Origin of the sequence: Metapseudomonas otitidis, assembly GCF_011397855.1 — a bacterium.
Lineage (GTDB): Bacteria > Pseudomonadota > Gammaproteobacteria > Pseudomonadales > Pseudomonadaceae > Metapseudomonas > Metapseudomonas otitidis.
The window spans coordinates 6,056,696-6,077,290 of the sequence record NZ_AP022642.1; the positions used below are offsets into that span (position 1 = coordinate 6,056,696).

The window sequence follows — 20,595 nt, forward strand, 5'->3', positions numbered from 1 at the left end:
GCGCCACCCGCGAACCCGGGTGGCGCCGCCCGGGTCAGCCGCGCTCGTCGGCTTCGTCCTCTTCCTCGTCCCGCTGGTGCGCACGCAGGTAGAGCGCCGGCAGCACCAGCAGCGTCAGCGCCGTGGACGAAAGGATGCCGCCGATCACCACGGTGGCCAGCGGCCGCTGCACCTCCGCCCCGGTACCGGTGGCCAGCGCCATGGGCACGAAACCGAGGGAGGCCACCAGGGCCGTCATCAGCACCGGCCGCAGCCGGGTCAGCGCCCCTTCGTTGACCGCGTCCACCAGCGAACGCCCCTCCTCCCGCAGGTTGCGGATGAACGCCAGCATCACCAGGCCATTGAGCACCGCCACCCCGGACAGGGCGATGAAGCCGACCCCGGCGGAGATCGACAGGGGGATGTCCCGCAGCCACAGCGCCAGCACCCCGCCGGTGAGGGCAAAGGGGATGCCGGTGAACACCAGCAGGCCGTCCTTGATGTTGTTGAACATCATGAACAGCAGGGTGAAGACCAGCAGCAGCGCCACCGGCACCACCACCTGCAGGCGCCGCGCGGCCGATTGCAGCTGCTCGAACTGGCCGCCCCAGGTGGTCCAGTAGCCGGCCGGCACCTGCACCTCCGCCTGGATGCGCGACTCGGCCTCGGCCACGAAGGAGCCGATGTCGCGGCCGCGCACGTTGGCGCTCACCACCACCAGGCGCTTGCCGTTCTCACGGCTGACCTGGTTCGGCCCCAGCTCCAGGTCAAGGGTGGCCACGTCCCCCAGGGGGATGAAGGCGATGCCGTCCGCCGCGCCGCCGGGCAGCGGCAGCAGCAGGCGCGACAGGCCCTGCGGGTCGGTGCGCAGCCCCTCGTCGAGGCGCACCACCAGGTCGAAGCGGCGGTCGCCCTCGAACAGGGTGCCGGCCTGGCGACCACCGACGGCCATGGCCAGGGTGTCCTGCACGTCGCCGACGTTGAGGCCGTAGCGCGCGGCCTTGTCGCGGTCGATGTTGACGGTGAGCACCGGCAGCCCGGAGGTCTGCTCCACCTTCACCTCGGAGGCACCGGGCACCTGCTGCAGGGTCGTGGCGATGCGCTGGGCGGTGCTGCCGAGCACGTCCATATCGTCCCCGAAGACCTTCACCGCCACGTCGCTGCGCACCCCGGAGATCAGCTCGTTGAAGCGCAGCTGGATCGGTTGCGACAGCTCGTAGTTGCTCCCCGGCACGCCGGCCGCCACCTGCTGGATCTCGGCCACCAGCGCCTCGCGGCTCTTGCCCGGGTCCGGCCATTGCTCGCGCGGGCGCAGCATCACGTAGGCGTCGGAGATGTTCGGCGGCATCGGGTCGGAGGCGATCTCGGCGGTGCCGGTGCGGGCGAACACCCGCAGCACCTCCGGCACCTGCGCCACCAGGGCGCGTTCCAGGCGCTGCTGCATGTCCAGCGACTGGCCGAGGCCGGTGCCGGGCACGCGCAGGGCCTGCAGGGCGAAATCACCCTCGCTGAGGCTGGGGACGAACTCGCTGCCCATGCGGCTGGCCAGCACACCGGCACCGAGCACGCTGGCGGCCGCCAGGGCGAAGGCCAGGTTGCGCCGGCGCATCACCCAGGCCAGCACCGGGGCGTAGCCGCGCCGGGCGGCACGCATCACGGCGTTCTCTTCCTCGCGCACGCGGCCGGTGATGAACAGGGCGATGGCCGCCGGGACGAAGGTGACCGAGAGGATCATCGCGCCGAACAGGGCGATCACCACGGTGAAGGCCATGGGGTGGAACATTTTCCCCTCGACCCCGGTGAGGGCGAAGATCGGCAGGTAAACCACCATGATGATCAGCTGGCCGAACACCAGGGCCCGGCGCGCCTCGCGGGAGGCGGCGAACACCTCGTGCAGGCGCTCGCTGCGGGTCAGCAGGCGACCGTGGCGCTGCTGGGCGTGGGCCAGGCGGCGGATGGCGTTCTCCACGATCACCACCGCGCCGTCGACGATGATGCCGAAGTCCAGCGCGCCCAGGCTCATCAGGTTGGCGCTGACCTTGTTGGCGAACATGCCGGTGAAGGTGAAGAGCATCGACAGCGGGATCACCAGGGCGGTGATCAGCGCCGCGCGGATGTTGCCGAGGAACAGGAAGAGCACGGCCACCACCAGGATGGCGCCCTCGATCAGGTTCTTCTTCACCGTGGCGATGGCCTTGTCCACCAGGTGGGTGCGGTCGTACACCGGCACCGCCACCACGCCGGCGGGCAGGCTGCGGTTGATGCTCTCCAGGCGCTCGGCCACCGCCTGGGAGACGCTGCGGCTGTTCTCGCCGATGAGCATGAACACGGTGCCGAGTACCACCTCGCGGCCGTTCTCGGTGGCGGCGCCGCTGCGCAGCTCCTCGCCGATGGCCACCCGCGCCACGTCGCGCACGCGGATGGGCGTGCCCTCGCGCTGGGTGACGACGATGGCGGCGATGTCCTCGATGCCCTCCAGCTGGCCGGGGGCGCGGATGGTCAGCTGTTCGCCGTTGCGCTCGATGAAGCCGGCACCGACGTTGGCGTTGTTGCGTTCCAGGGCGGTGACCAGGTCCGCCAGGGTGATGCGGTAGGCGGCCAGGCGCGCCGGGTCGGGGGCGACCTGGAACAGCTTGGCGTGGCCGCCGATGGTGTTGATCTCGGCGACGCCGGGCACGGTGCGCAGCTGCGGCTTGATGATCCAGTCCTGGATCACCCGCAGGTCGGTGGCGCTGTAGGGCGTGCCGTCGGCCTTGAGGGCGCCCTCCTCGGCTTCCACCGTCCACAGGAAGATCTCGCCGAGGCCGGTGGAGATCGGCCCCATGACCGCCTCGGCGCCTTCGGGCAATTGCTCGCGGGCCGTCTGCAGGCGCTCGTTGACCAGTTGCCGGGCGAAGTACAGGTCGGTGCCGTCCTCGAAGGTGACGGTGACCTGGGACAGCCCGGAGCGGGACAGCGAGCGGGTCTGCTTCAGGTGCGGCAGGCCGGCCATGGCGGTCTCGATGGGGAAGGTGATGCGCTGCTCGGTCTCCAGGGGCGAAGAGCCGGGCGCGGCGGTGTTGATCTGCACCTGGACGTTGGTGATGTCGGGGACGGCGTCGATGGGCAGCTTCTGGTAGCTGGCGATGCCCAGGCCGGCCATCGCCAGCACGGCGAGCATCACCAGCAGGCGCTGCTCGATGGCGAAGCGGAGAATGCGTTCGAACATGGTGGCTACTCGTCAGTGGGCGTGGTCGGCGCTGGCCTTGCCCAGCTCGGACTTGAGGGTGAAGCTGCCGGCGGCGGCCAGCTCGACCCCCGCCTCCAGCCCGTCGCTCACCTCCACGAAGCCCTGGTCGCGGGCCCCCAGGGTCACCGGGCGGGTGGCGAAGCCGGTGTCGGTGCGGACGAACACCACGCTGCGGTCCTCCACCGTCTGCACGGCGGCCTCGGGCACGGCGACGGGCACCTCGCGGGTGTCGGTGGCCAGCTGCACGCTGACGAACAGCCCCGGGCGCCAGGCCAGTTCCGGGTTCTCCAGGGTGGCGCGGGCGGTGGCGGTACGACTCTGCTCACCCAGCAGGCTGCCGACGTAGGCCACCGAGCCGGCCACTTCGGCCCCCAGGTCGCGGGCGCTGACGGTGACCGGGCGGCCCACGCGGACCCGCGCCAGGTCACGGGGCGAGACGCTGAAGGTGGCCCAGACGCGGGACAGGTCGGAGAGAGTGAAGGCAGCGCTGCTCTCGTTCACCACCTCGCCGGGCACCAGGTGCTTCTCCACCACCATGCCGGCGAAGGGCGCGCGCAGCTCGTAGCGGTTGCCGCCGCCCTGGGCGAGGCTGCCGCTGAGGGCGCTGACCTTCTGCCGGGCGTTGCCTAGGGCGATCTCGGCCTCGTCCAGGGCCTGGCGCGCCAGCAGGTAGTCCTGCTCGGCGGAGATGCCTTCCTGCCACAGCTGGCGCTCCCGCTCGAAGGTGGTGCGGGCCAGGCGCACGCGGCGCTCGGCGGCGGCCAGTTCGCTGCGCTGCTCGGACACCTGGGGGCTGGCGATCACCGCCAGCAGGTCGCCCTTCTGCACCGCCTGGCCGAGGCCGACGCTGACCTGCTCGACCACGCCGGCGGCACGGGGGAACAGGTGGGCGGTGCGGTCCTCGTCCAGGCGGATCTCGCCGGGCAGGGCCAGGCGCTGGCTGAGGGCGCGGGGGGCGGCCGTCACCAGCTCGATGCCGGCGGCCTGGATCTGCGCGGGGCTGAGGGCGATGGCGCCCTCTTCCTCATCGTGGTCACCGCCCTCCTCGTCGGCATGGGCCGAGGGCGGTGGGTCGTCGGTGGCCTGGGGCGACGGGCTGCCGATGGCCGGCAGCAGGGTGGCGCCCGCGCCCAGGCCGAGGGCGAGCAGCAGGCCGAGGGCGAGGCCTCGTTTCATGTCCATGGGGTGTCCTCTCGAAGGGAAACGATGATGTGCAAGGCGCGGTAGAGGTCGTGGCGGCACCAGTGGCCGTCGGGCTCGCTGGGCACGCCGGGGGCGTAGCCGCAGCCCGCCACCAGCACCAGCAGGCCGAGCCAGGGGTGGCGACGGGGCATGCTTCAGGCCGGGCCGTCGAGGCCCGACAGGTCGCCGTAGAGGCGCTCCAGGCTGGCCCAGGCCTCGGTGGCCTCGGCCATGGCCTGCAGGTAGCGATTGCGCGCGTCGATCAGGGTTCGCTGGGCGTCGAGCACGTCGAGGAAGGCCAGCTTGCCCATGCGGAAGCCACGGGTGGCGCTGTCCACCGCCTGCTGGGCAGCCGGCAGGATGCTGCGGTCGTGGGCCTCGATGGCGGCCTGGGCACGGCGCCATTGCTCCAGGGCCATGGCCACGTCGCCGCGCAGGCGCAGCTCGGTGGCGTTGCGCAGGTCGCGGGCCTGGTCGGCGCGGCGGCTGGCGGAGAGCACGTTGCCCTGGTTGCGGTCGAACAGCGGCAGCGGCAGCGACACCCCCACCAGGTTCACCCGCTGGCGGTCCTCGGCGCTGTATTGGCTGCCGATGCTGACGGTGACGTCGGGGTAGCGCCGGGCCTTCTCCAGGTCCAGGCCGGCCTCTTCCCGCGCCACGTCGGCCAGCGCCAGGCGCAGGTCGGCAGTGTCACCCAGGCGGGCCAGCAGGCGGGCTTCGGCCGGGGGGGACGGCAATGGGCCGAGGCGCCCGGCGACCCGCTCGAAGCCGGGCCGGGGCTCGCCCATCAGGGTGGCGAGGCGCTGGTAGGCCTGGCGCTGCTCGGTGCGGGCACGGTCGCGCTCCAGGGTCAGCTCGTCCTGCTGGACCTGGGCCCGCAGTGCTTCCATGGGGGCGGCCTTGCCGGCGCGGATGCGCGCCTGGGCCACCGTCAGGCCGCGTTCGGCCAGGGCCAGGGAGGCGTCGGCCAGCTCGTTGCGCGCCTGGGCGCGCAGGGCCGCCTGGAAGGCCAGCAGGGTGTCGGCGCGCAAGGCATTGCGGCGCTGCTCCAGGGTCAGCTCGGCCAGGGCCTGGCCGCGCTCGGCGTAGGTGACACGGGCACCGCGCTTGCCGCCCAGTTCGAGGGGCTGGGCCAGGCTGACGCTGGTGGTTCGGGTGGCGCTGCGGGTGTCCTCCATCTCCCAGGAGAGTTCCGGGTTGGGCAGCAGCGCGGCCTGGCGGCGTTCGCCGGCGGCGATGCCCGGTCCCTGGCTGGCGGCCGCCAGTTCGGGGTTGCCCTGGTAGGCGGTGGCGAGGGCGGTGGCGAAGTCCAGCTCGGCGGCCGTGGCGAAGGGCGGCAACGCCAGGCACAGGGCCAGGACGGCCAGGCTCGGGCGCAGGCGCTTGGGGGGCTTGGGTCGGTACACGGTGGAAGTCCTCTGCGTCTCGGAAGCGATCAACGCCTGGCAACTTCCAGGGGTTGATCCGATAACGCCGGGGACTCTAGGGCGGGGCACTTATCCCCAGGGTGACGCACGGATTACAAATATGTAATGCCCGTTCCGGGGGCACTTATCTGGTTTAGCATCGCGCCGCGCCGAACAACTTCCGGGCAACTTCCGTAGCAACTTGAAACAACTACCGGTGTTATCCACAGGCTTTGCGCCGCGCTGAAAGCCTCGTGGCAGGCGGCGCTGGCGGGTCTGATCGCTTGACCTTGAAGTGACTACAGGGTTTAGCCTGCGCAACTTTCCGGTCGTTTTTCTTAATTGACTTATTTATCGCTGCCCTCTTGTTCGAACAATGAGCCGGGCACTTTTCCTTCTATATGCAGGATGAATTCCCATGCGGATCCTTATTGTCGAGGATGAGCCCAAGACAGCCGATTACCTCTACCAGGGCCTGAGCGAAAGCGGTTATGTGGTGGACGCTGCCCATACCGGCGTCGACGGCCTGCACCTGGCCCGTCAGCACCAGTACGACCTGGTCATCCTCGATGTGAACCTGCCGCAGATCGACGGCTTCGGCGTGCTCGGCCAGTTGCGCCAGGACACCGCCACGCGGGTGCTGATGCTCTCGGCCCGGGGCCGCCTGGCGGACAAGGTGAAAGGCCTGGACCTGGGCGCCGACGACTACCTGGTGAAGCCCTTCGAGTTTCCCGAGCTGCTGGCACGGGTGCGCAGCCTGCTGCGGCGCGCCGAGCAGATCGCCGTGCCGGAGGTGCTGCGGGTGGCCGACCTGGAGCTGGACCCGGGGCGCCACCGGGCCTTCCGTGGCAGCCAGCGCATCGACCTGACCACCAAGGAATTCGCCCTGCTGCACCTGCTGATGCGCCGCGCCGGCGAGGTGCTGTCGCGCACCCAGATCATCTCGCTGGTGTGGGACATGAACTTCGACTGCGACACCAACGTGGTGGAGGTCTCCATCCGCCGCTTGCGGGCGAAGATCGACGACCCGTTCGAGAACAAACTTATCCACACCCTGCGCGGCGTCGGCTACGTGCTGGAAGACCGCGGATGAAGCCGGCCAGCCTGTCCGTCCGACTGGGGCTGGCGGTCGGCGCGATGGGCGCCGTGCTGGTGGTGGTGCTGGCCCTGCTGGCCGCCTATGGGCTGGACGGGGCGCTGGATGCCCGCGCCCGCGAGGCCCTGGAGAGCAAGCTGAAACAGATCGAGCACAGCCTGGCGCTGGACCTGGGCAACAGCCTGCGGCCCCACGTGGTGGGCGACCAGATCAAGGGCCACGACGACCTCAGCCTGGCGCTGTTCGATGCCCGCACCGGCGGGCCGGTGCGCCTGGAGCTGGGGCGCCTGCCGCTGTCGGAACGCCTGCGGGACCTGCCGGCGGGCCCGGAGGTGCGCTACCGCACCCTGTACCTGGAGGACGGCAGCGAGGTGCTGGCGGCCTACCGCGAGCTGGTGCTGCCCGACGGCCAGGCGGTGCGCCTGTTCCTCAACCTGGACCGGCGCAGCGACCGCGCCCTGCTGGCGGCCTACCTGCGCTCGGCGCTGGCGACGCTGCCGCTGGTGCTGTTGCTGATCGGCTGCGGCGCCTGGCTGGTGGTGCAGCGCGGCCTGGCGCCGCTGGCACGCTTCCGCCGGGTGGCGGCGAAGGTCTCCACCGAGGACCTCTCCCACCGCCTGCCCGTGGCGTCGCTGCCCCGGGAGCTGGGGGAGCTGGCGCAATCCATCAACCTGATGCTGCACCGCCTGGACGGCGGCGTGCAGCAGCTGGCGCAGTTCTCCGACGACCTGGCCCACGAGCTGCGTTCGCCCATCAGCAACCTGATGGGCCAGGCCCAGGTGACCCTCTCCCGCGAGCGCCCACCGGAGGTCTACAAGGCGGTGCTGGAGTGCTGCACCGAGGAACTGGAGCGCCTGGCGCGGATCGTCACCGACATGCTCTTCCTGGCCCAGGTCAGCCACCCGGCGGCGCTGGTGCCCATGACCCCGCTGGATCTCGGCGCCGAGGCGCGCCGGGTGGCCGACCTGTTCACCCTGCCCGCCGACGACAAGCAGCAGGTGCTGGTGGTGGAGGGCGAAGGCCAGGTGCTGGGGGACCGGCTGATGGTGCAGCGGGCGCTGTCCAACCTGCTGTCCAACGCCATCCGCCACAGCCCGCCCCGCAGCTGCATCCACCTGGAGGCCCGCCGGGAGGGCGACAGCCTGGTGATGGCGGTGCGCAACCCGGGTCCGGGCATTCCCCCGCAGCACCTGCCCCACCTGTTCGAGCGCTTCTACCGAGTCGACCCCGGCCGCGCCCGGGCGGACGGCGGCACCGGCCTGGGCCTGGCCATCGTGCGTTCGATCATGAGCCTGCACCGGGGCTCGGTGGAGGTGAGCAGCGAACCGGCCGGCCCGACGGAGTTCCGCCTGCGCTTCCCGGCGGCTGGCTAAGAACGACGCCCTCACCGGGTTGCCGCCTCGATCAACAACCAAGGCCCTGGCGGGTCGCTAGAATGGCGACCCATTTTCCAGGCCAACACGGACGTTCCATGCATCGGCACACCATCGCGCCGCGCCACGACTGGTGCGAGCAAGCCTCGACGCTCGGCTTCCACTTCCACTCCATCGGCGGCGAACCCTACTGGGATGAAAGCGTCTGCTACCGCTTCAGCCTGCGGCAGATCGAGGACGACATCGAGGCACCCAGCGCCGAGCTGGAGGCCATGTGCCTGGCCCTGGTGGAAGACGCGGTGGAGAGCGAAACCCTGCTGCGGCGCATGGCGGTGCCCGAGGCGCACTGGACGCTGATCCGCGACAGCTGGCGTACACGCGAGCCGGCGCTGTACGGGCGCATGGACCTGACCTACGACGGCCAGGGCCCGGCGCGTTTCTACGAGTACAACGCCGACACCCCGACCGGCCTCTACGAGGCGGCCTTCTTCCAGTGGGTCTGGCTGGAGCAGTGCCGCGAGCGGGGCGTGCTGCCGGAGCGGGCCGACCAGTACAACCTCATCCAGGATGCGCTGGTCGAGCGCCTGCAGCGCATCGGCCTGGCGGGTGAGCCCTTCCACCTGGCCTGCTGCCGTGACCACATCGAGGACGAGGGCACCGTCACCTACCTGGCCGACTGTGCCAACCAGGCCGGCCTGCAGCCCAATCTGCTGCACATCGACGACATCGGCCACGTGCCTGGCAAGGGCTTCGTCGACCTGCACGACCAGCCGATCCTCCAGCTGTTCAAGCTCTACCCCTGGGAGTGGCTGCTGGAAGAGGACTTCGCCCACCACCTGGCCCAGAGCCGGACGCGCTTCATCGAGCCCGCCTGGAAGACCCTGCTGTCGAACAAGGCGATCTTGCCTCTGCTCTGGCAACGTCATCGCGGCCACCCCAACCTGATCCCGGCCTGCTTCGCCGATGAGCCGGATGCGGCCCTGCTGGGCCCGCGCTGGGTGCGCAAGCCGTTCTTCTCCCGCGAGGGAGCGAACATCCAGGTGGAAAGCGAGGGCGGTGTGGAGCTGGCGACGCCCGGCCCCTACGAGCAGGGGCCGGCGATTTTGCAGAGCTGGTGCCCGCCGCCCTGCATGGGCGGGGAGCACCCCATCATCGGCAGCTGGCTGGTCGGTGGCCGGCCCGTGGGCATGGGCATTCGCGAAGACCGCAGCGCCATCACCCAGGACAGCTCACGCTTCGTTCCGCACTACATCCTCGATTGAGCGCCCACGCAGCAGGGCCTCGGCCCGCCTCGGTGCCAGGTGCTGCAGGCAGAAGGCGGCCAGGGCGCTGGCCAGCCAGGCAACTGCCAGGACCCATACGGCGAGAAACACGCCGCCGAGCGATCCGACGACGAGCAGGATGATCAACAGGAGGATGCCGACCACCAGACCCGCCAGCTTCCAGGCATCCGGGCTCCAGAAGCCGCGCAGGTAGGCACCCAACGAGCTGGTCTGGTAGGGCGGCAGTGCGCGCAGCTGCTGTTCGTCGAGCACCAGCAGAGACTCCGCCAGCGAGAGGTCGAAAGTGGCAGGGTCGTCAGGGTCCTGTCGGGTACGCGCCCGCTCGGCCAGTAAGGTCAGGTCGACCATCTCCCCGCTGTTCAGGTGCCACAGCCAGCGTTGCCGCGGGCTGATCAGGTAGATCTCCACGTAGCTGCCCCACCCCAGGTTGTAGAGCAGGAAACCCAGCCAGAGGGCCATCCAGACCAGCAGTGTCAGTTCGTAATTACCCACAGGCCAGGGCCACAGGTCGAAGGCCAGTTGTGCGGCGAACATCAGTCCCACCACCAGTGGCACCAGGCAGCACAGCATCAGGGTCAGGCCATGGGTGGCGCCAACCAGCAGGACGCCGCCGCTGGTCGGGTCGATGCGCACGACGTGCGGGAACGACACCTCGGACAGGGCCTGCTCATCTACCCCGCGATCATCTTTTGCCATCGGTACGCACCATCAGCAGTTGCCAGTTCTCGTCACGCCAGAGCGCACGCTCATCGCGGGGCTGCTGGTCGGCCGGCAGCAACACCACGGCAAAGGGCGCCCGAGACAGGGTCAGTTCGCCCAGTTGCAGGGCAGGCGTCTTGCCTTCCAGTTGCAGGTCGACCCCGACCAGCGCGCTGACGCCCTGGGGCTTGGGCTGGGTCGCCCACCAGCTCTGCCAGGCATGCAGGCCCGCCAGGTTCGACCCGGCCAGCTTGATCCGGCCATCGGCATGCAACGCCACGAGCCCGGAGGGCCAGGACTCGGCTGCCCCCCACGGGCCGTCCGGCCTGGCTGGCAGGGGCTGCTGGCGGAGGCTCGCCCAGAGCCCGGCCAGCAGATCCAGCTCACGCAGGTCGGCGCCCGCCAGGGCCCTGATCAACGGCGTCTCGGTGCGCAAGTCAGCGTCATCGGTGGGGGCGCCCTGGCGAACGAGGCTCCTGGATTGCAGGCGCAGCGCCCTGCCCTTTTCCCAGCGACGGTCATGGGTCCAGAAGATCGAGACCATCGTCCACACCGCTCCCGAATCGGTCATCTGCACACCGCCGCAGTGCGTCAGGGCCTGCAGCGGGGCGGTGGGGCTTACCAGCACGGGCGCCCGGCAGCTCGGGGCGAGGCCGAGCGACGCGAGGCTCTTCCATTCACGGCTGTTCGGCAGGCGCACCTGCAGGCTGTCGGGCTTTTCGGCGATGAGCTGGCGCAGTTCCTTGAGCCGTGCATCGGCCTCACCAACGCTGCTGTCCAGGCCTGTGGCCTGGGCGATCGAGTTGCCGAAGAGGCAACCAAGCACTAGGCCAATCCGTATCCACATGATCGGCTACCCGCTGGCCATGGCCAGGCTGCTGCGGGCGGTCGCGCCGAACCCGCCGCGGCTGGCAGCGCCCTGGAGGCGCGTCGGCAACTGCCCGCTCTGGAACTGCTGGGCGTAGCCGGATGCCTGCAGCTGGCTGCGGTGCAGGCTGGCCTGGCGAGCACGCTGGTCGCCCAGGTACTGGCCCTGGCCGGTGAACAGGTGCAGGTTGCGAGCACCACCGCCGCCGCTGTAGCTGCCGAAGTGGCCGCCGCCATAGGTGCTGCTGCCATAGAGCGCGTCTTCGCTCATGCCGAAGACCGGCTGCAGTTCATCGAGGCCGATCTCGCTCCAATCGTCCGGCTCGCCACTGCGCAGGCGTCTGATCAAGGCATCGCTGACCAGGAACGCCACCGGCTGGGGGCGGGCCAGGCCGTCGTCGCCCTGTGTGCAGCTCTGCACGGTGTCGGCCGCGCACCACTCACCAACCTTGCAGTTGCCACTGATACGGATGAAGTCGCGCTCACAGGCCATGAAGCTGGTGTAGACCGGGGCCATCAGGGCCGTGCGCCGGAACGCTTCGTCGCGCAGCCGCAGGCATTGCTCGGCGGTCAGGGTGGTGCCCTGCTCGCAGACCGCCAGGCTGTCGAAGACCTGCACGTCGCGGTACATCGGGTCCCAGGCCAGCAGGACGAGGGGGGTGGCACCCATGAGGCTGAGGGTCAGCAAGCCGGCGCGCTTCTGCCGGCGAGCGGTGTCAGGCAATGGCTGGGAGGGGGCGGCAGCAGGTGCCGAGGGCGCTTCGGCGGAGGGCATAAACAGTCCATGTTCAAGATCGAGGGGCGGATTAGAAGATGACGCTCCCCTCGGGTCAACCGCCTTTGAACGGGATGTGATCCAGTCCCGGCGGCTGTGCACGACCCACGGCGCCCGTGGCTGGAGGCCTGCCACGGGCGCCGTGCGGGCGGCCCGTCACTCCACGGTGACGGACTTGGCCAGGTTGCGCGGCTGGTCGACGTCGGTGCCCTTGAGCACGGCGACGTAGTAGGACAGCAGTTGCAGCGGCAGGGTGTAGAGGATCGGCGCGAGGATGTCGACGGTGTGGGGCATGGCCACTACGTGGGTGCCGGGGCCGTTGTCGATGCCGGCCTGGCGGTCGGCGAAGACGATCAGTTCGCCGCCACGGGCGCGGACTTCCTGCAGGTTGGACTTGAGCTTCTCCACCAGCTCGTTGTTCGGTGCCACGGTGACTACCGGCATGTCGGCGTCCACCAGGGCCAGGGGGCCGTGCTTGAGCTCGCCGGCCGGGTAGGCCTCGGCGTGGATGTAGGAGATCTCCTTGAGCTTGAGCGCGCCTTCCATGGCCACCGGGTATTGGGCGCCACGGCCGAGGAACAGGGTGTGGTGCTTCTCGGCGAACAGTTCGGCGACCTTCTCCACGGTCTTGTCCATGGCCAGGGCCTCGCCCAGGTGGGTGGGCAGGCGGCGCAGGGCTTCCACCAGTTCGGCTTCGCGGGCCTTGTCGAGGTTGCCGCGCACCTGGCCGAGGCTGAGGGTGAGCAGCAGCAGGGCCACCAGCTGGGTGGTGAAGGCCTTGGTGGAGGCGACGCCGATCTCGGGGCCGGCCAGGGTCAGCAGGGTGAGGTCGGACTCGCGCACCAGGGAGCTGGTGCCGACGTTGCAGATGGCCAGGCTCGCCAGGTAGCCGCCGGCGCGGGCATTGCGCAGGGCGGCCAGGGTGTCGGCGGTCTCGCCGGACTGGGAGATGGTGACGAACAGGGTGTCGGGCTGGACCACCACCTTGCGGTAGCGGAACTCGCTGGCCACTTCCACCTGGCAGGGGACGCCGGCCAGCTCTTCCAGCCAGTAACGGGCGACCATGCCGGCGTGGTAGCTGGTGCCACAGGCGACGATCTGCACGTTGCGCACCTTGGCGAACAGCTCGGCGGCGCGGGGGCCGAAGGCGTTGACCAGTACGTGGTCGGCGCCCAGGCGGCCTTCGAGGGTGCGCTGGACGACCTTGGGCTGCTCGTGGATCTCCTTGAGCATGAAGTGGCGGTACTCGCCCTTGTCGGCGGCCTCGGCGCCTTCGTGGTATTGCACCTGCTCACGCTGCACGGGCTGGCCGGCGCTGTCCCAGATGCGCACCTGGTCGCGGTGGATCTCGGCGATGTCGCCCTCTTCCAGGTACATGAAGCGGTCGGTGACCTGGCGCAGGGCCAACTGGTCGGAGGCGAGGAAGTTCTCCCCCATGCCCAGGCCGATCACCAGTGGGCTGCCGCTGCGGGCGGCCACCAGGCGGTCGGGCTGGCTGCGGCTGATCACGGCCAGGCCGTAGGCGCCGTGGAGTTCGCGCACCACGACCTTGAGCGCTTCGGTGAGGTCGCCGAGGTTGGACAGGTGGTGGTCGAGCAGGTGGACGATGACCTCGGTGTCGGTGTCGGAGGTGAAGACGTAGCCCAGGCCCTTGAGGTGCTCGCGCAGGGGCTCGTGGTTTTCGATGATGCCGTTGTGCACCAGGGCGAGGTCGCCGGAGAAGTGCGGGTGGGCGTTGTGCTCGGTGGGCGCGCCGTGGGTGGCCCAGCGGGTGTGGGCGATGCCCAGGCGGCCGGCCAGGGGCTCGGCGGCCAGGGCCTGTTCCAGCTCGCTGACCTTGCCGACGCGACGACGGCGCTGCAGGCCACCCTGGTTGTCCAGCACGGCGACGCCGGCGCTGTCGTAGCCACGGTATTCGAGGCGCTTGAGGCCTTCGACGAGGATGGCGGTGATGTTCCGTTCAGCCACTGCGCCAACGATGCCACACATGGGTTGTCTCCTCAGTTATCCACAGGCGCGCAGACCAGCGTGATGCCGCGCGCTTCTATCTGTTGGCGAGCGTCCTGGGGCAGGCGCTCGTCGGTGATCAGGGTATGGATGCTGCTCCAGGGCAGCTCCAGGTTGGGGATGCGCCGCCCGACCTTGTCGGCCTCGGCCATGACGATCACCTCGCGGGCGACCTCGGCCATGACCCGGGACAGGCCCAGCAGCTCATTGAAGGTGGTGGTGCCACGGGCCAGGTCGATGCCGTCGGCGCCGATGAACAGCTGGTCGAAGTCGTAGGAGCGCAGCACCTGCTCGGCGACCTGGCCCTGGAAGGATTCGGAGTGCGGGTCCCAGGTGCCGCCGGTCATGAGCAGCACCGGCTCGTGCTCCAGCTCGCGCAGGGCGGTGGCGACATTCAGCGAGTTGGTCATCACCACCAGGCCGGGCCGGTGGCCGAGTTCGGGGATCAGCGCGGCGGTGGTGCTGCCGCTGTCGACGATGATCCGTGCGTGCTCACGGATGCGCTCGGCGGCGGCGCGGGCGATGGCCTGCTTGTAGCGGGACACCGGCTGGCTGGTTTCGCTGATGAACTCCTGGGGCACGGGCACGGCGCCGCCGTAGCGACGCAGCAGCAGGCCGTTGGCCTCCAGGGCGGCGAGGTCCTTGCGGATGGTCACTTCCGAGGTGGCGAAGGCCTTGGCCAGGGCGTCGACGCTGACTTCGCCCTGCTCGGCGAGCAGGGCGAGGATGGCATGGCGACGCTGGGGCGTATTGCGCTTCGACATCTCGTAAGTTTCGATTCGAAAGAAAAAGTGGGCGAATCAAAACTCAACGAAGCTTTTGCGTCAACCCCGGAAACGACAGAAGGCGACCGAGGTCGCCTTCTGTCGGGCCTGCGGTTTATCCACAGGCGAGGTTATCCACAACTCACTTCTTCTTCACGGGGCGCTTCCAGCCTTCGATGTTGCGCTGCTTGGCGCGGCCGACGGCGAGGCTGTGGGCGGGTACGTCCTGGGTGATGGTGGAGCCGGCACCGGTGGTGGCGCCGTCACCGAGGGTCACGGGCGCGACCAGGGCGCTGTTGGAGCCGATGAAGACGTCTTCGCCCATGACGGTGCGGGACTTGTTGGCGCCGTCGTAGTTGCAGGTGATGGTGCCGGCACCGATGTTGGTGCGTGCGCCGATCTCGGCATCACCCAGGTAGCTCAGGTGGCCGGCCTTGGCGCCCTCGCCCATCACGGCGTTCTTCAGTTCGACGAAGTTACCCACATGGGCCTTGGCACCCAGCACGGCACCGGGACGCAGGCGGGCGAACGGGCCGCAGTCGGCGCCTTCGCCCAGCTCGGCACCGTCCAGGTGGCTGTTGGCCTTGACGATGGCGCCACGGCGCAGGGTGCTGTCCTTGATGACGCAATTGGGGCCGATCTGGACGTCGTCTTCGATCACCACGCGGCCTTCGAGGATGACGTTGACGTCGATGAGCACGTCGCGGCCCACGCTGGCTTCGCCACGCAGGTCGAAGCGCGCCGGGTCCAGCAGGGTCACGCCCTGGGCCATGAGGCGGCGGGCCGCCCGCTGCTGGTAGTGACGCTCCAGTTCGGCGAGCTGGATGCGGTCGTTGGCGCCCTGCACTTCCATGGCGTCCTGGGGCTGCTCGGTGGCCACCACCAGGCCGTCGGCCACGGCCATGGCGATGACGTCGGTCAGGTAGTACTCGCCCTGGGCATTGTGGTTGGACAGCCGGCCCAGCCAGTCGGCCAGGCGCTTGCCGGGGACGGCGAGGATGCCGGTGTTGCCTTCGCGGATGGCGCGCTGCTCGGGGCTGGCGTCCTTGTGTTCGACGATGGCCTTCACCACGCCCTGGGCGTCCCGCACGATGCGGCCGTAGCCGGTGGGGTCATCCAGCTCGACGGTGAGCAGGGCGAGCTGGTCGTCCTGGACCTTGTCCAGCAGGCGGCGCAGGGTGGCTTCCTCGATCAGCGGCACGTCGCCATAGAGGATCAGCACGCGCTCGGCACTGAGCTGCGGCAGGGCCTGGGCCACGGCGTGGCCGGTGCCCAGCTGCTGGGCCTGCAGGACGAAGCCGAGGTCGTCTGCGGCGAGGCGCTCACGCACGAGGTCGGCCCCATGGCCGATGACCACGTGGATGCCCTGGGGCTGCAGCGCACGGGCGCTGTCGATGACGTGCCCGAGCATGGGCTTGCCGGCAACGGGGTGGAGAACCTTGGGCAGCGCCGAGCGCATGCGGGTGCCCTGGCCTGCGGCGAGGATGACGATATCGAGGGACATGAAAGGACGCTTCCGAGCCTGTGGATAACCGGCGATGCCGGAAAAGAAAAAGGGTAGCCAAGGCTACCCTTTTACTTGCATGCGATGAAGAGCGGTGGCTTAGCCGCCGAACTTCTTGCGCAACTGCTGGACGGTACGCAGCTGGGCCGCGGCCTCTGCCAGACGGGCTGCAGCGGAGCTGTAGTCGAACTCCGAGCCCTTCTGGTTCAGCGCCTTCTCAGCGGCCTTGAGGGCCTCCTGAGCAGCGGCTTCGTCCAGGTCACCGGCGCGGACCACGGTGTCGGCCAGGACCTTCACCATGCTCGGCTGCACTTCGAGGAAACCACCGGAGATGTAGAACACCTCCTCCTCGCCGCCCTGCTTGACCAGGCGGATCGGACCCGGCTTGAGATCGGTGATCAGCGGGGCGTGGCCCGGCGTGATACCCAGGTCGCCCAGGTTGCCGTGGGCGATCACCATCTCGACCAGACCGGAGAAGATCTCCGCTTCGGCGCTGACGATATCGCAGTGGACAGTAATAGCCATACGCTTGCCTCACGTAAGCGCCCGTTGCCGGGCGCTCAGGGGGTTACAGTTTCTTGGCTTTCTCGATGGCTTCATCGATGCCGCCGACCATGTAGAACGCCTGCTCGGGCAGGTGGTCGTAGTCACCGTTGAGGATGCCCTTGAAGCCCGCGATGGTGTCCTTCAGGGAAACGTACTTGCCCGGGGAGCCGGTGAAGACTTCGGCCACGAAGAACGGCTGGGACAGGAAGCGCTGGATCTTACGAGCGCGGGCTACCAGTTGCTTGTCCGATTCGGACAGCTCGTCCATGCCGAGGATCGCGATGATGTCCTTCAGCTCCTTGTAGCGCTGCAGTACGTACTGCACGCCACGGGCGGTCTCGTAGTGCTCCTGGCCGATTACCAGCGGGTCCAGCTGACGGCTGGTGGAGTCCAGCGGGTCAACGGCCGGGTAGATACCCAGGGAGGCGATGTCACGGGACAGTACGACGGTGGCGTCCAGGTGGGCGAAGGTGGTCGCCGGGGACGGGTCGGTCAGGTCGTCCGCAGGTACGTATACGGCCTGGATGGAGGTGATCGAACCGGTCTTGGTGGAGGTGATGCGCTCTTGCAGAACGCCCATTTCCTCGGCCAGGGTCGGCTGGTAACCCACAGCGGACGGCATACGACCCAGCAGCGCGGACACTTCGGTACCGGCCAGGGTGTAACGGTAGATGTTGTCGACGAACAGCAGTACGTCGCGGCCTTCGTCACGGAACTTCTCGGCCATGGTCAGGCCGGTCAGTGCAACGCGCAGACGGTTGCCCGGCGGCTCGTTCATCTGGCCGTAAACCAGGGCGACCTTGTCCAGTACGTTGGAGTCCTTCATCTCGTGGTAGAAGTCGTTGCCCTCACGGGTACGCTCGCCCACGCCGGCGAACACGGAGTAACCGCTGTGCTCGATGGCGATGTTACGGATGAGTTCCATCATGTTCACGGTCTTGCCCACGCCGGCGCCACCGAACAGGCCTACCTTGCCGCCTTTGGCGAAGGGGCAGACCAGGTCGATTACCTTGATGCCGGTTTCCAGCAGCTCGTTGCCACCCGCCTGGTCGGCGTAGGACGGAGCAGCGCGGTGGATTTCCCAGCGCTCTTCTTCGCCGATGGGGCCGGCTTCGTCGATGGGGTTGCCCAGAACGTCCATGATGCGGCCCAGGGTGGCCTTGCCAACCGGGACGGAGATGGCTGCGCCAGTGCTGGTGACGTCCAGGCCACGCTTCAGACCTTCGGTCGAGCCCATGGCGATGGAACGAACCACGCCGTCGCCCAGCTGCTGCTGGACTTCGAGGGTGGTTTCGGCGCCTTGAACTTTCAGCGCCTCGTATACGGCCGGTACCTGATCACGCGGGAATTCCACGTCGATAACGGCGCCGATGATTTGAACGATACGTCCGCTACTCATCTTTGGTTCCTCTGAATATTTGAACCGTTCTTAAACCGCGGCAGCGCCGCCGACGATTTCCGAAATTTCCTGGGTGATCGCTGCCTGACGCGCCTTGTTGTAGATCAGCTGCAGATCGCTGATCAGTTCACCGGCGTTGTCGGTGGCGTTCTTCATCGCGATCATCCGCGCAGCCTGCTCGGCGGCGTTGTTCTCGACCACCGCCTGGTACACCTGCGACTCCACGTAACGCACCATCAGCCCGTCGAGGAGCTGCTTGGCGTCGGGTTCGTACAGGTAGTCCCAGTGATGCTTGAGCGCTTCATCCGGAGTCGCCACCAGCGGAACGAGCTGTTCCACAGTGGGCTTCTGCACCATGGTGTTGACGAACTTGTTCGAAACCACGGACAGACGATCGATGCGACCTTCGAGGTAGGCATCGAGCATCACCTTGACGCTGCCGATCAGATCGTTGATCGACGGCTCTTCGCCGAGGTGGCTGATCGCAGCAACGACATTGCCACCAAAGTTGCGGAAGAACGCCGCACCCTTGCTGCCAATCACGCAGAGATCGATCTCCACGCCTTGCTCGCGATTGCTCGCCATGTCCTTGACCAGGGCCTTGAACAGGTTGGTGTTCAAGCCACCGCACAGACCACGGTCCGAACTCACCACGACATAGCCGACGCGCTTGACGGGGCGCTCGATCATGAAGGGGTGGCGGTACTCGGGGTTGGCGTTGGCCAGATGACCGATCACCTGGCGGATGCGCTCCGCGTACGGACGGCTGGCAGCCATGCGCTGCTGAGCCCTGCGCATCTTGCTGACGGCCACCTTTTCCATGGCGCTGGTGATCTTCTGCGTGCTTTTGATGCTCGCAATCTTGCTGCGAATCTCTTTTGCGCCTGCCATTTGACACCTTTCGGGTTAGCAGGCGGGGGCCCTGGGGCCCCCGCTGCGGCTTACCAGGTTTGGGTGGCCTTGAACTTCTCGATGCCGGACTTGATGCCTGCGTCGATTTCGTCGTTGAAGTCACCTTTCTCGTTGATCTTGGCCATCAGTGCGGCCAGCTCACGGTTGAAGTAACCCAGCAGGGCTGCTTCGAAGGCGCCAACTTTGTTCACGTCCACATCGGTCAGGAAGCCACGCTCGGCAGCGTACAGGGACACGGACATGTCAGCGATGGACATGGGCGCGTACTGCTTCTGCTTCATCAGCTCGGTAACGCGCTGACCGTGTTCCAGCTGCTTGCGGGTGGCTTCGTCCAGGTCGGAGGCGAACTGGGCGAAGGCCGCCAGTTCACGGTACTGGGCGAGTGCGGTACGGATGCCACCGGACAGCTTCTTGATGATCTTGGTCTGGGCGGCGCCACCCACGCGGGATACCGAGATACCGGCGTTGACGGCCGGACGGATACCCGAGTTGAACATGGCGGATTCCAGGAAGATCTGACCGTCGGTGATGGAGATCACGTTGGTCGGAACGAACGCGGAAACGTCACCGGCCTGGGTTTCGATGATCGGCAGGGCGGTCAGGGAACCGGTCTTGCCTTTCACTTCGCCGTTGGTGAACTTCTCGACGTATTCCTCGGAAACGCGGGATGCGCGCTCCAGCAGGCGGCTGTGGAGATAGAACACGTCGCCCGGGTAGGCTTCGCGGCCCGGCGGGCGGCGCAGCAGCAGGGAGATCTGGCGGTAGGCGACGGCCTGCTTGGACAGGTCATCGTAGACGATCAGGGCGTCTTCACCGCGGTCGCGGAAATATTCGCCCATGGTGCAGCCGGCGTAGGGAGCCAGGAACTGCAGCGCAGCGGATTCGGAAGCCGAGGCAGCCACCACGATGGTGTTGGCCAGGGCGCCGGTTTCTTCCAGCTTGCGTACGACGTTGGCGATGGTCGATTGCTTCTGACCGATGGCTACGTAGACGCAGCGGATGCCGCTGTTCTTCTGGTTGATGATGGCGTCGACAGCCAGGGCGGTCTTGCCGATCTGACGGTCACCGATGATCAGCTCGCGCTGGCCACGGCCGACCGGGATCATGGCGTCAACCGACTTGTAGCCGGTCTGTACCGGCTGGTCGACCGACTTACGCCAGATCACGCCCGGAGCCACTTTCTCGACAGCGTCGGTGGCTTTGGCATTGATCGGGCCCTTGCCATCGATCGGGTTGCCCAGTGCGTCGACGACGCGGCCCAGCAGTTCCGGACCAACCGGGACTTCCAGGATGCGGCCAGTGCACTTGGCGCTCATGCCTTCGGCCAGGCTCAGGTAGCTGCCCAGTACCACGGCACCTACGGAGTCCTGCTCCAGGTTCAGTGCCATGCCGTAGACGCCACCCGGGAACTCGATCATCTCGCCGTACATCACGTCGGCCAGGCCGTGGATGCGGACGATACCGTCGGAGACGGAGACGATGGTGCCTTCGTTGCGGGCTTGGGAAGAGACGTCGAGTTTCTCGATGCGCCCCTTGATGATTTCACTAATTTCGGAAGGATTGAGTTGCTGCAT

At 68.1% G+C, this 20,595-nt stretch carries 17 protein-coding genes; 3 read left to right on the forward strand and 14 right to left on the reverse strand.

From position 1 onward, the window contains the following. Window positions 1-34: 34 nt before the first annotated feature. From PotMrB4_RS27930 to PotMrB4_RS27945, 4 genes are read right to left on the reverse strand one after another with little or no spacing between them, the layout of a single operon-like run. Complete coding sequence (locus PotMrB4_RS27930) at window positions 35-3,187, reverse strand: efflux RND transporter permease subunit (protein WP_172435011.1); 3,153 nt, start codon at window positions 3,185-3,187, stop codon at window positions 35-37. Between the two features lie 12 nt (window positions 3,188-3,199). Next, complete coding sequence (locus PotMrB4_RS27935) at window positions 3,200-4,390, reverse strand: efflux RND transporter periplasmic adaptor subunit (RefSeq protein ID WP_172435012.1); 1,191 nt, start codon at window positions 4,388-4,390, stop codon at window positions 3,200-3,202. Further along, the gene (locus tag PotMrB4_RS27940; protein ID WP_160158615.1) at window positions 4,381-4,542 is read right to left on the reverse strand and encodes a hypothetical protein; all 162 of its coding nucleotides are present in this window, start codon (window positions 4,540-4,542) and stop codon (window positions 4,381-4,383) included. Before PotMrB4_RS27940 ends, PotMrB4_RS27935 begins: the two co-directional genes overlap by 10 nt. Window positions 4,543-4,545: 3 nt before the next feature. Next, complete coding sequence (locus PotMrB4_RS27945) at window positions 4,546-5,796, reverse strand: TolC family protein (protein ID WP_232060778.1); 1,251 nt, start codon at window positions 5,794-5,796, stop codon at window positions 4,546-4,548. A gap of 418 nt (window positions 5,797-6,214) precedes the next feature. Here PotMrB4_RS27945 and PotMrB4_RS27950 point away from each other — a divergent pair, with 418 nt between their 5' ends. The 3 genes from PotMrB4_RS27950 to PotMrB4_RS27960 all read left to right on the forward strand — a co-directional run bounded on the left by PotMrB4_RS27950 (window position 6,215) and on the right by PotMrB4_RS27960 (window position 9,527). Then, window positions 6,215-6,889, forward strand: coding sequence for a heavy metal response regulator transcription factor (locus tag PotMrB4_RS27950; RefSeq protein WP_044409960.1), 675 nt, complete (start codon window positions 6,215-6,217; stop codon window positions 6,887-6,889). Further along, the gene (locus PotMrB4_RS27955) at window positions 6,886-8,265 is read left to right on the forward strand and encodes a heavy metal sensor histidine kinase (protein WP_172435013.1); all 1,380 of its coding nucleotides are present in this window, start codon (window positions 6,886-6,888) and stop codon (window positions 8,263-8,265) included. Before PotMrB4_RS27950 ends, PotMrB4_RS27955 begins: the two co-directional genes overlap by 4 nt. 98 nt (window positions 8,266-8,363) lie before the next feature. Further along, complete coding sequence (locus PotMrB4_RS27960) at window positions 8,364-9,527, forward strand: glutathionylspermidine synthase family protein (protein WP_172435014.1); 1,164 nt, start codon at window positions 8,364-8,366, stop codon at window positions 9,525-9,527. On the opposite strand, the gene PotMrB4_RS27965 is transcribed toward PotMrB4_RS27960, so the two are convergent. The 10 genes from PotMrB4_RS27965 to atpA all read right to left on the reverse strand — a co-directional run bounded on the left by PotMrB4_RS27965 (window position 9,495) and on the right by atpA (window position 20,595). After that, window positions 9,495-10,244 (reverse strand): hypothetical protein, encoded by a 750-nt coding sequence (locus PotMrB4_RS27965; RefSeq protein ID WP_172435015.1) that lies wholly within the window; start codon window positions 10,242-10,244, stop codon window positions 9,495-9,497. The two genes, PotMrB4_RS27960 and PotMrB4_RS27965, sit on opposite strands and share 33 nt — an antisense overlap. Continuing rightward, window positions 10,231-11,073 carry a hypothetical protein gene (locus PotMrB4_RS27970; RefSeq protein ID WP_172435016.1) on the reverse strand — a complete coding sequence of 281 codons (843 nt, stop codon included), beginning with the start codon at window positions 11,071-11,073 and terminating at the stop codon, window positions 10,231-10,233. Before PotMrB4_RS27970 ends, PotMrB4_RS27965 begins: the two co-directional genes overlap by 14 nt. Window positions 11,074-11,100: 27 nt before the next feature. Further along, window positions 11,101-11,889, reverse strand: a complete 789-nt coding sequence (locus PotMrB4_RS27975) for a DUF1190 domain-containing protein (protein ID WP_172435017.1) — start codon at window positions 11,887-11,889, stop codon at window positions 11,101-11,103. A 156-nt stretch (window positions 11,890-12,045) separates the two neighbouring features. After that, window positions 12,046-13,878: a glutamine--fructose-6-phosphate transaminase (isomerizing) gene (gene glmS, locus PotMrB4_RS27980; RefSeq protein WP_172435018.1), complete on the reverse strand. Its 1,833-nt coding sequence runs from the start codon at window positions 13,876-13,878 to the stop codon at window positions 12,046-12,048. 11 nt (window positions 13,879-13,889) lie between these two features. Beyond that, entirely contained in the window at window positions 13,890-14,660 is a 771-nt protein-coding gene (locus PotMrB4_RS27985; protein WP_044409993.1) for a DeoR/GlpR family DNA-binding transcription regulator, read from the reverse strand. Window positions 14,661-14,802: 142 nt separating this feature from the next. After that, window positions 14,803-16,164, reverse strand: coding sequence for a bifunctional UDP-N-acetylglucosamine diphosphorylase/glucosamine-1-phosphate N-acetyltransferase GlmU (gene glmU, locus PotMrB4_RS27990; RefSeq protein WP_044409996.1), 1,362 nt, complete (start codon window positions 16,162-16,164; stop codon window positions 14,803-14,805). A gap of 99 nt (window positions 16,165-16,263) precedes the next feature. Further along, entirely contained in the window at window positions 16,264-16,689 is a 426-nt protein-coding gene (locus PotMrB4_RS27995) for a F0F1 ATP synthase subunit epsilon (RefSeq protein WP_044409999.1), read from the reverse strand. Between the two features lie 43 nt (window positions 16,690-16,732). Beyond that, window positions 16,733-18,109: a F0F1 ATP synthase subunit beta gene (atpD, locus tag PotMrB4_RS28000; protein ID WP_044410002.1), complete on the reverse strand. Its 1,377-nt coding sequence runs from the start codon at window positions 18,107-18,109 to the stop codon at window positions 16,733-16,735. A gap of 30 nt (window positions 18,110-18,139) precedes the next feature. Beyond that, window positions 18,140-19,000, reverse strand: a complete 861-nt coding sequence (gene atpG, locus PotMrB4_RS28005; RefSeq protein WP_044410005.1) for a F0F1 ATP synthase subunit gamma — start codon at window positions 18,998-19,000, stop codon at window positions 18,140-18,142. Window positions 19,001-19,050: 50 nt separating this feature from the next. After that, window positions 19,051-20,595, reverse strand: a complete 1,545-nt coding sequence (gene atpA / locus PotMrB4_RS28010) for a F0F1 ATP synthase subunit alpha (RefSeq protein WP_044410008.1) — start codon at window positions 20,593-20,595, stop codon at window positions 19,051-19,053.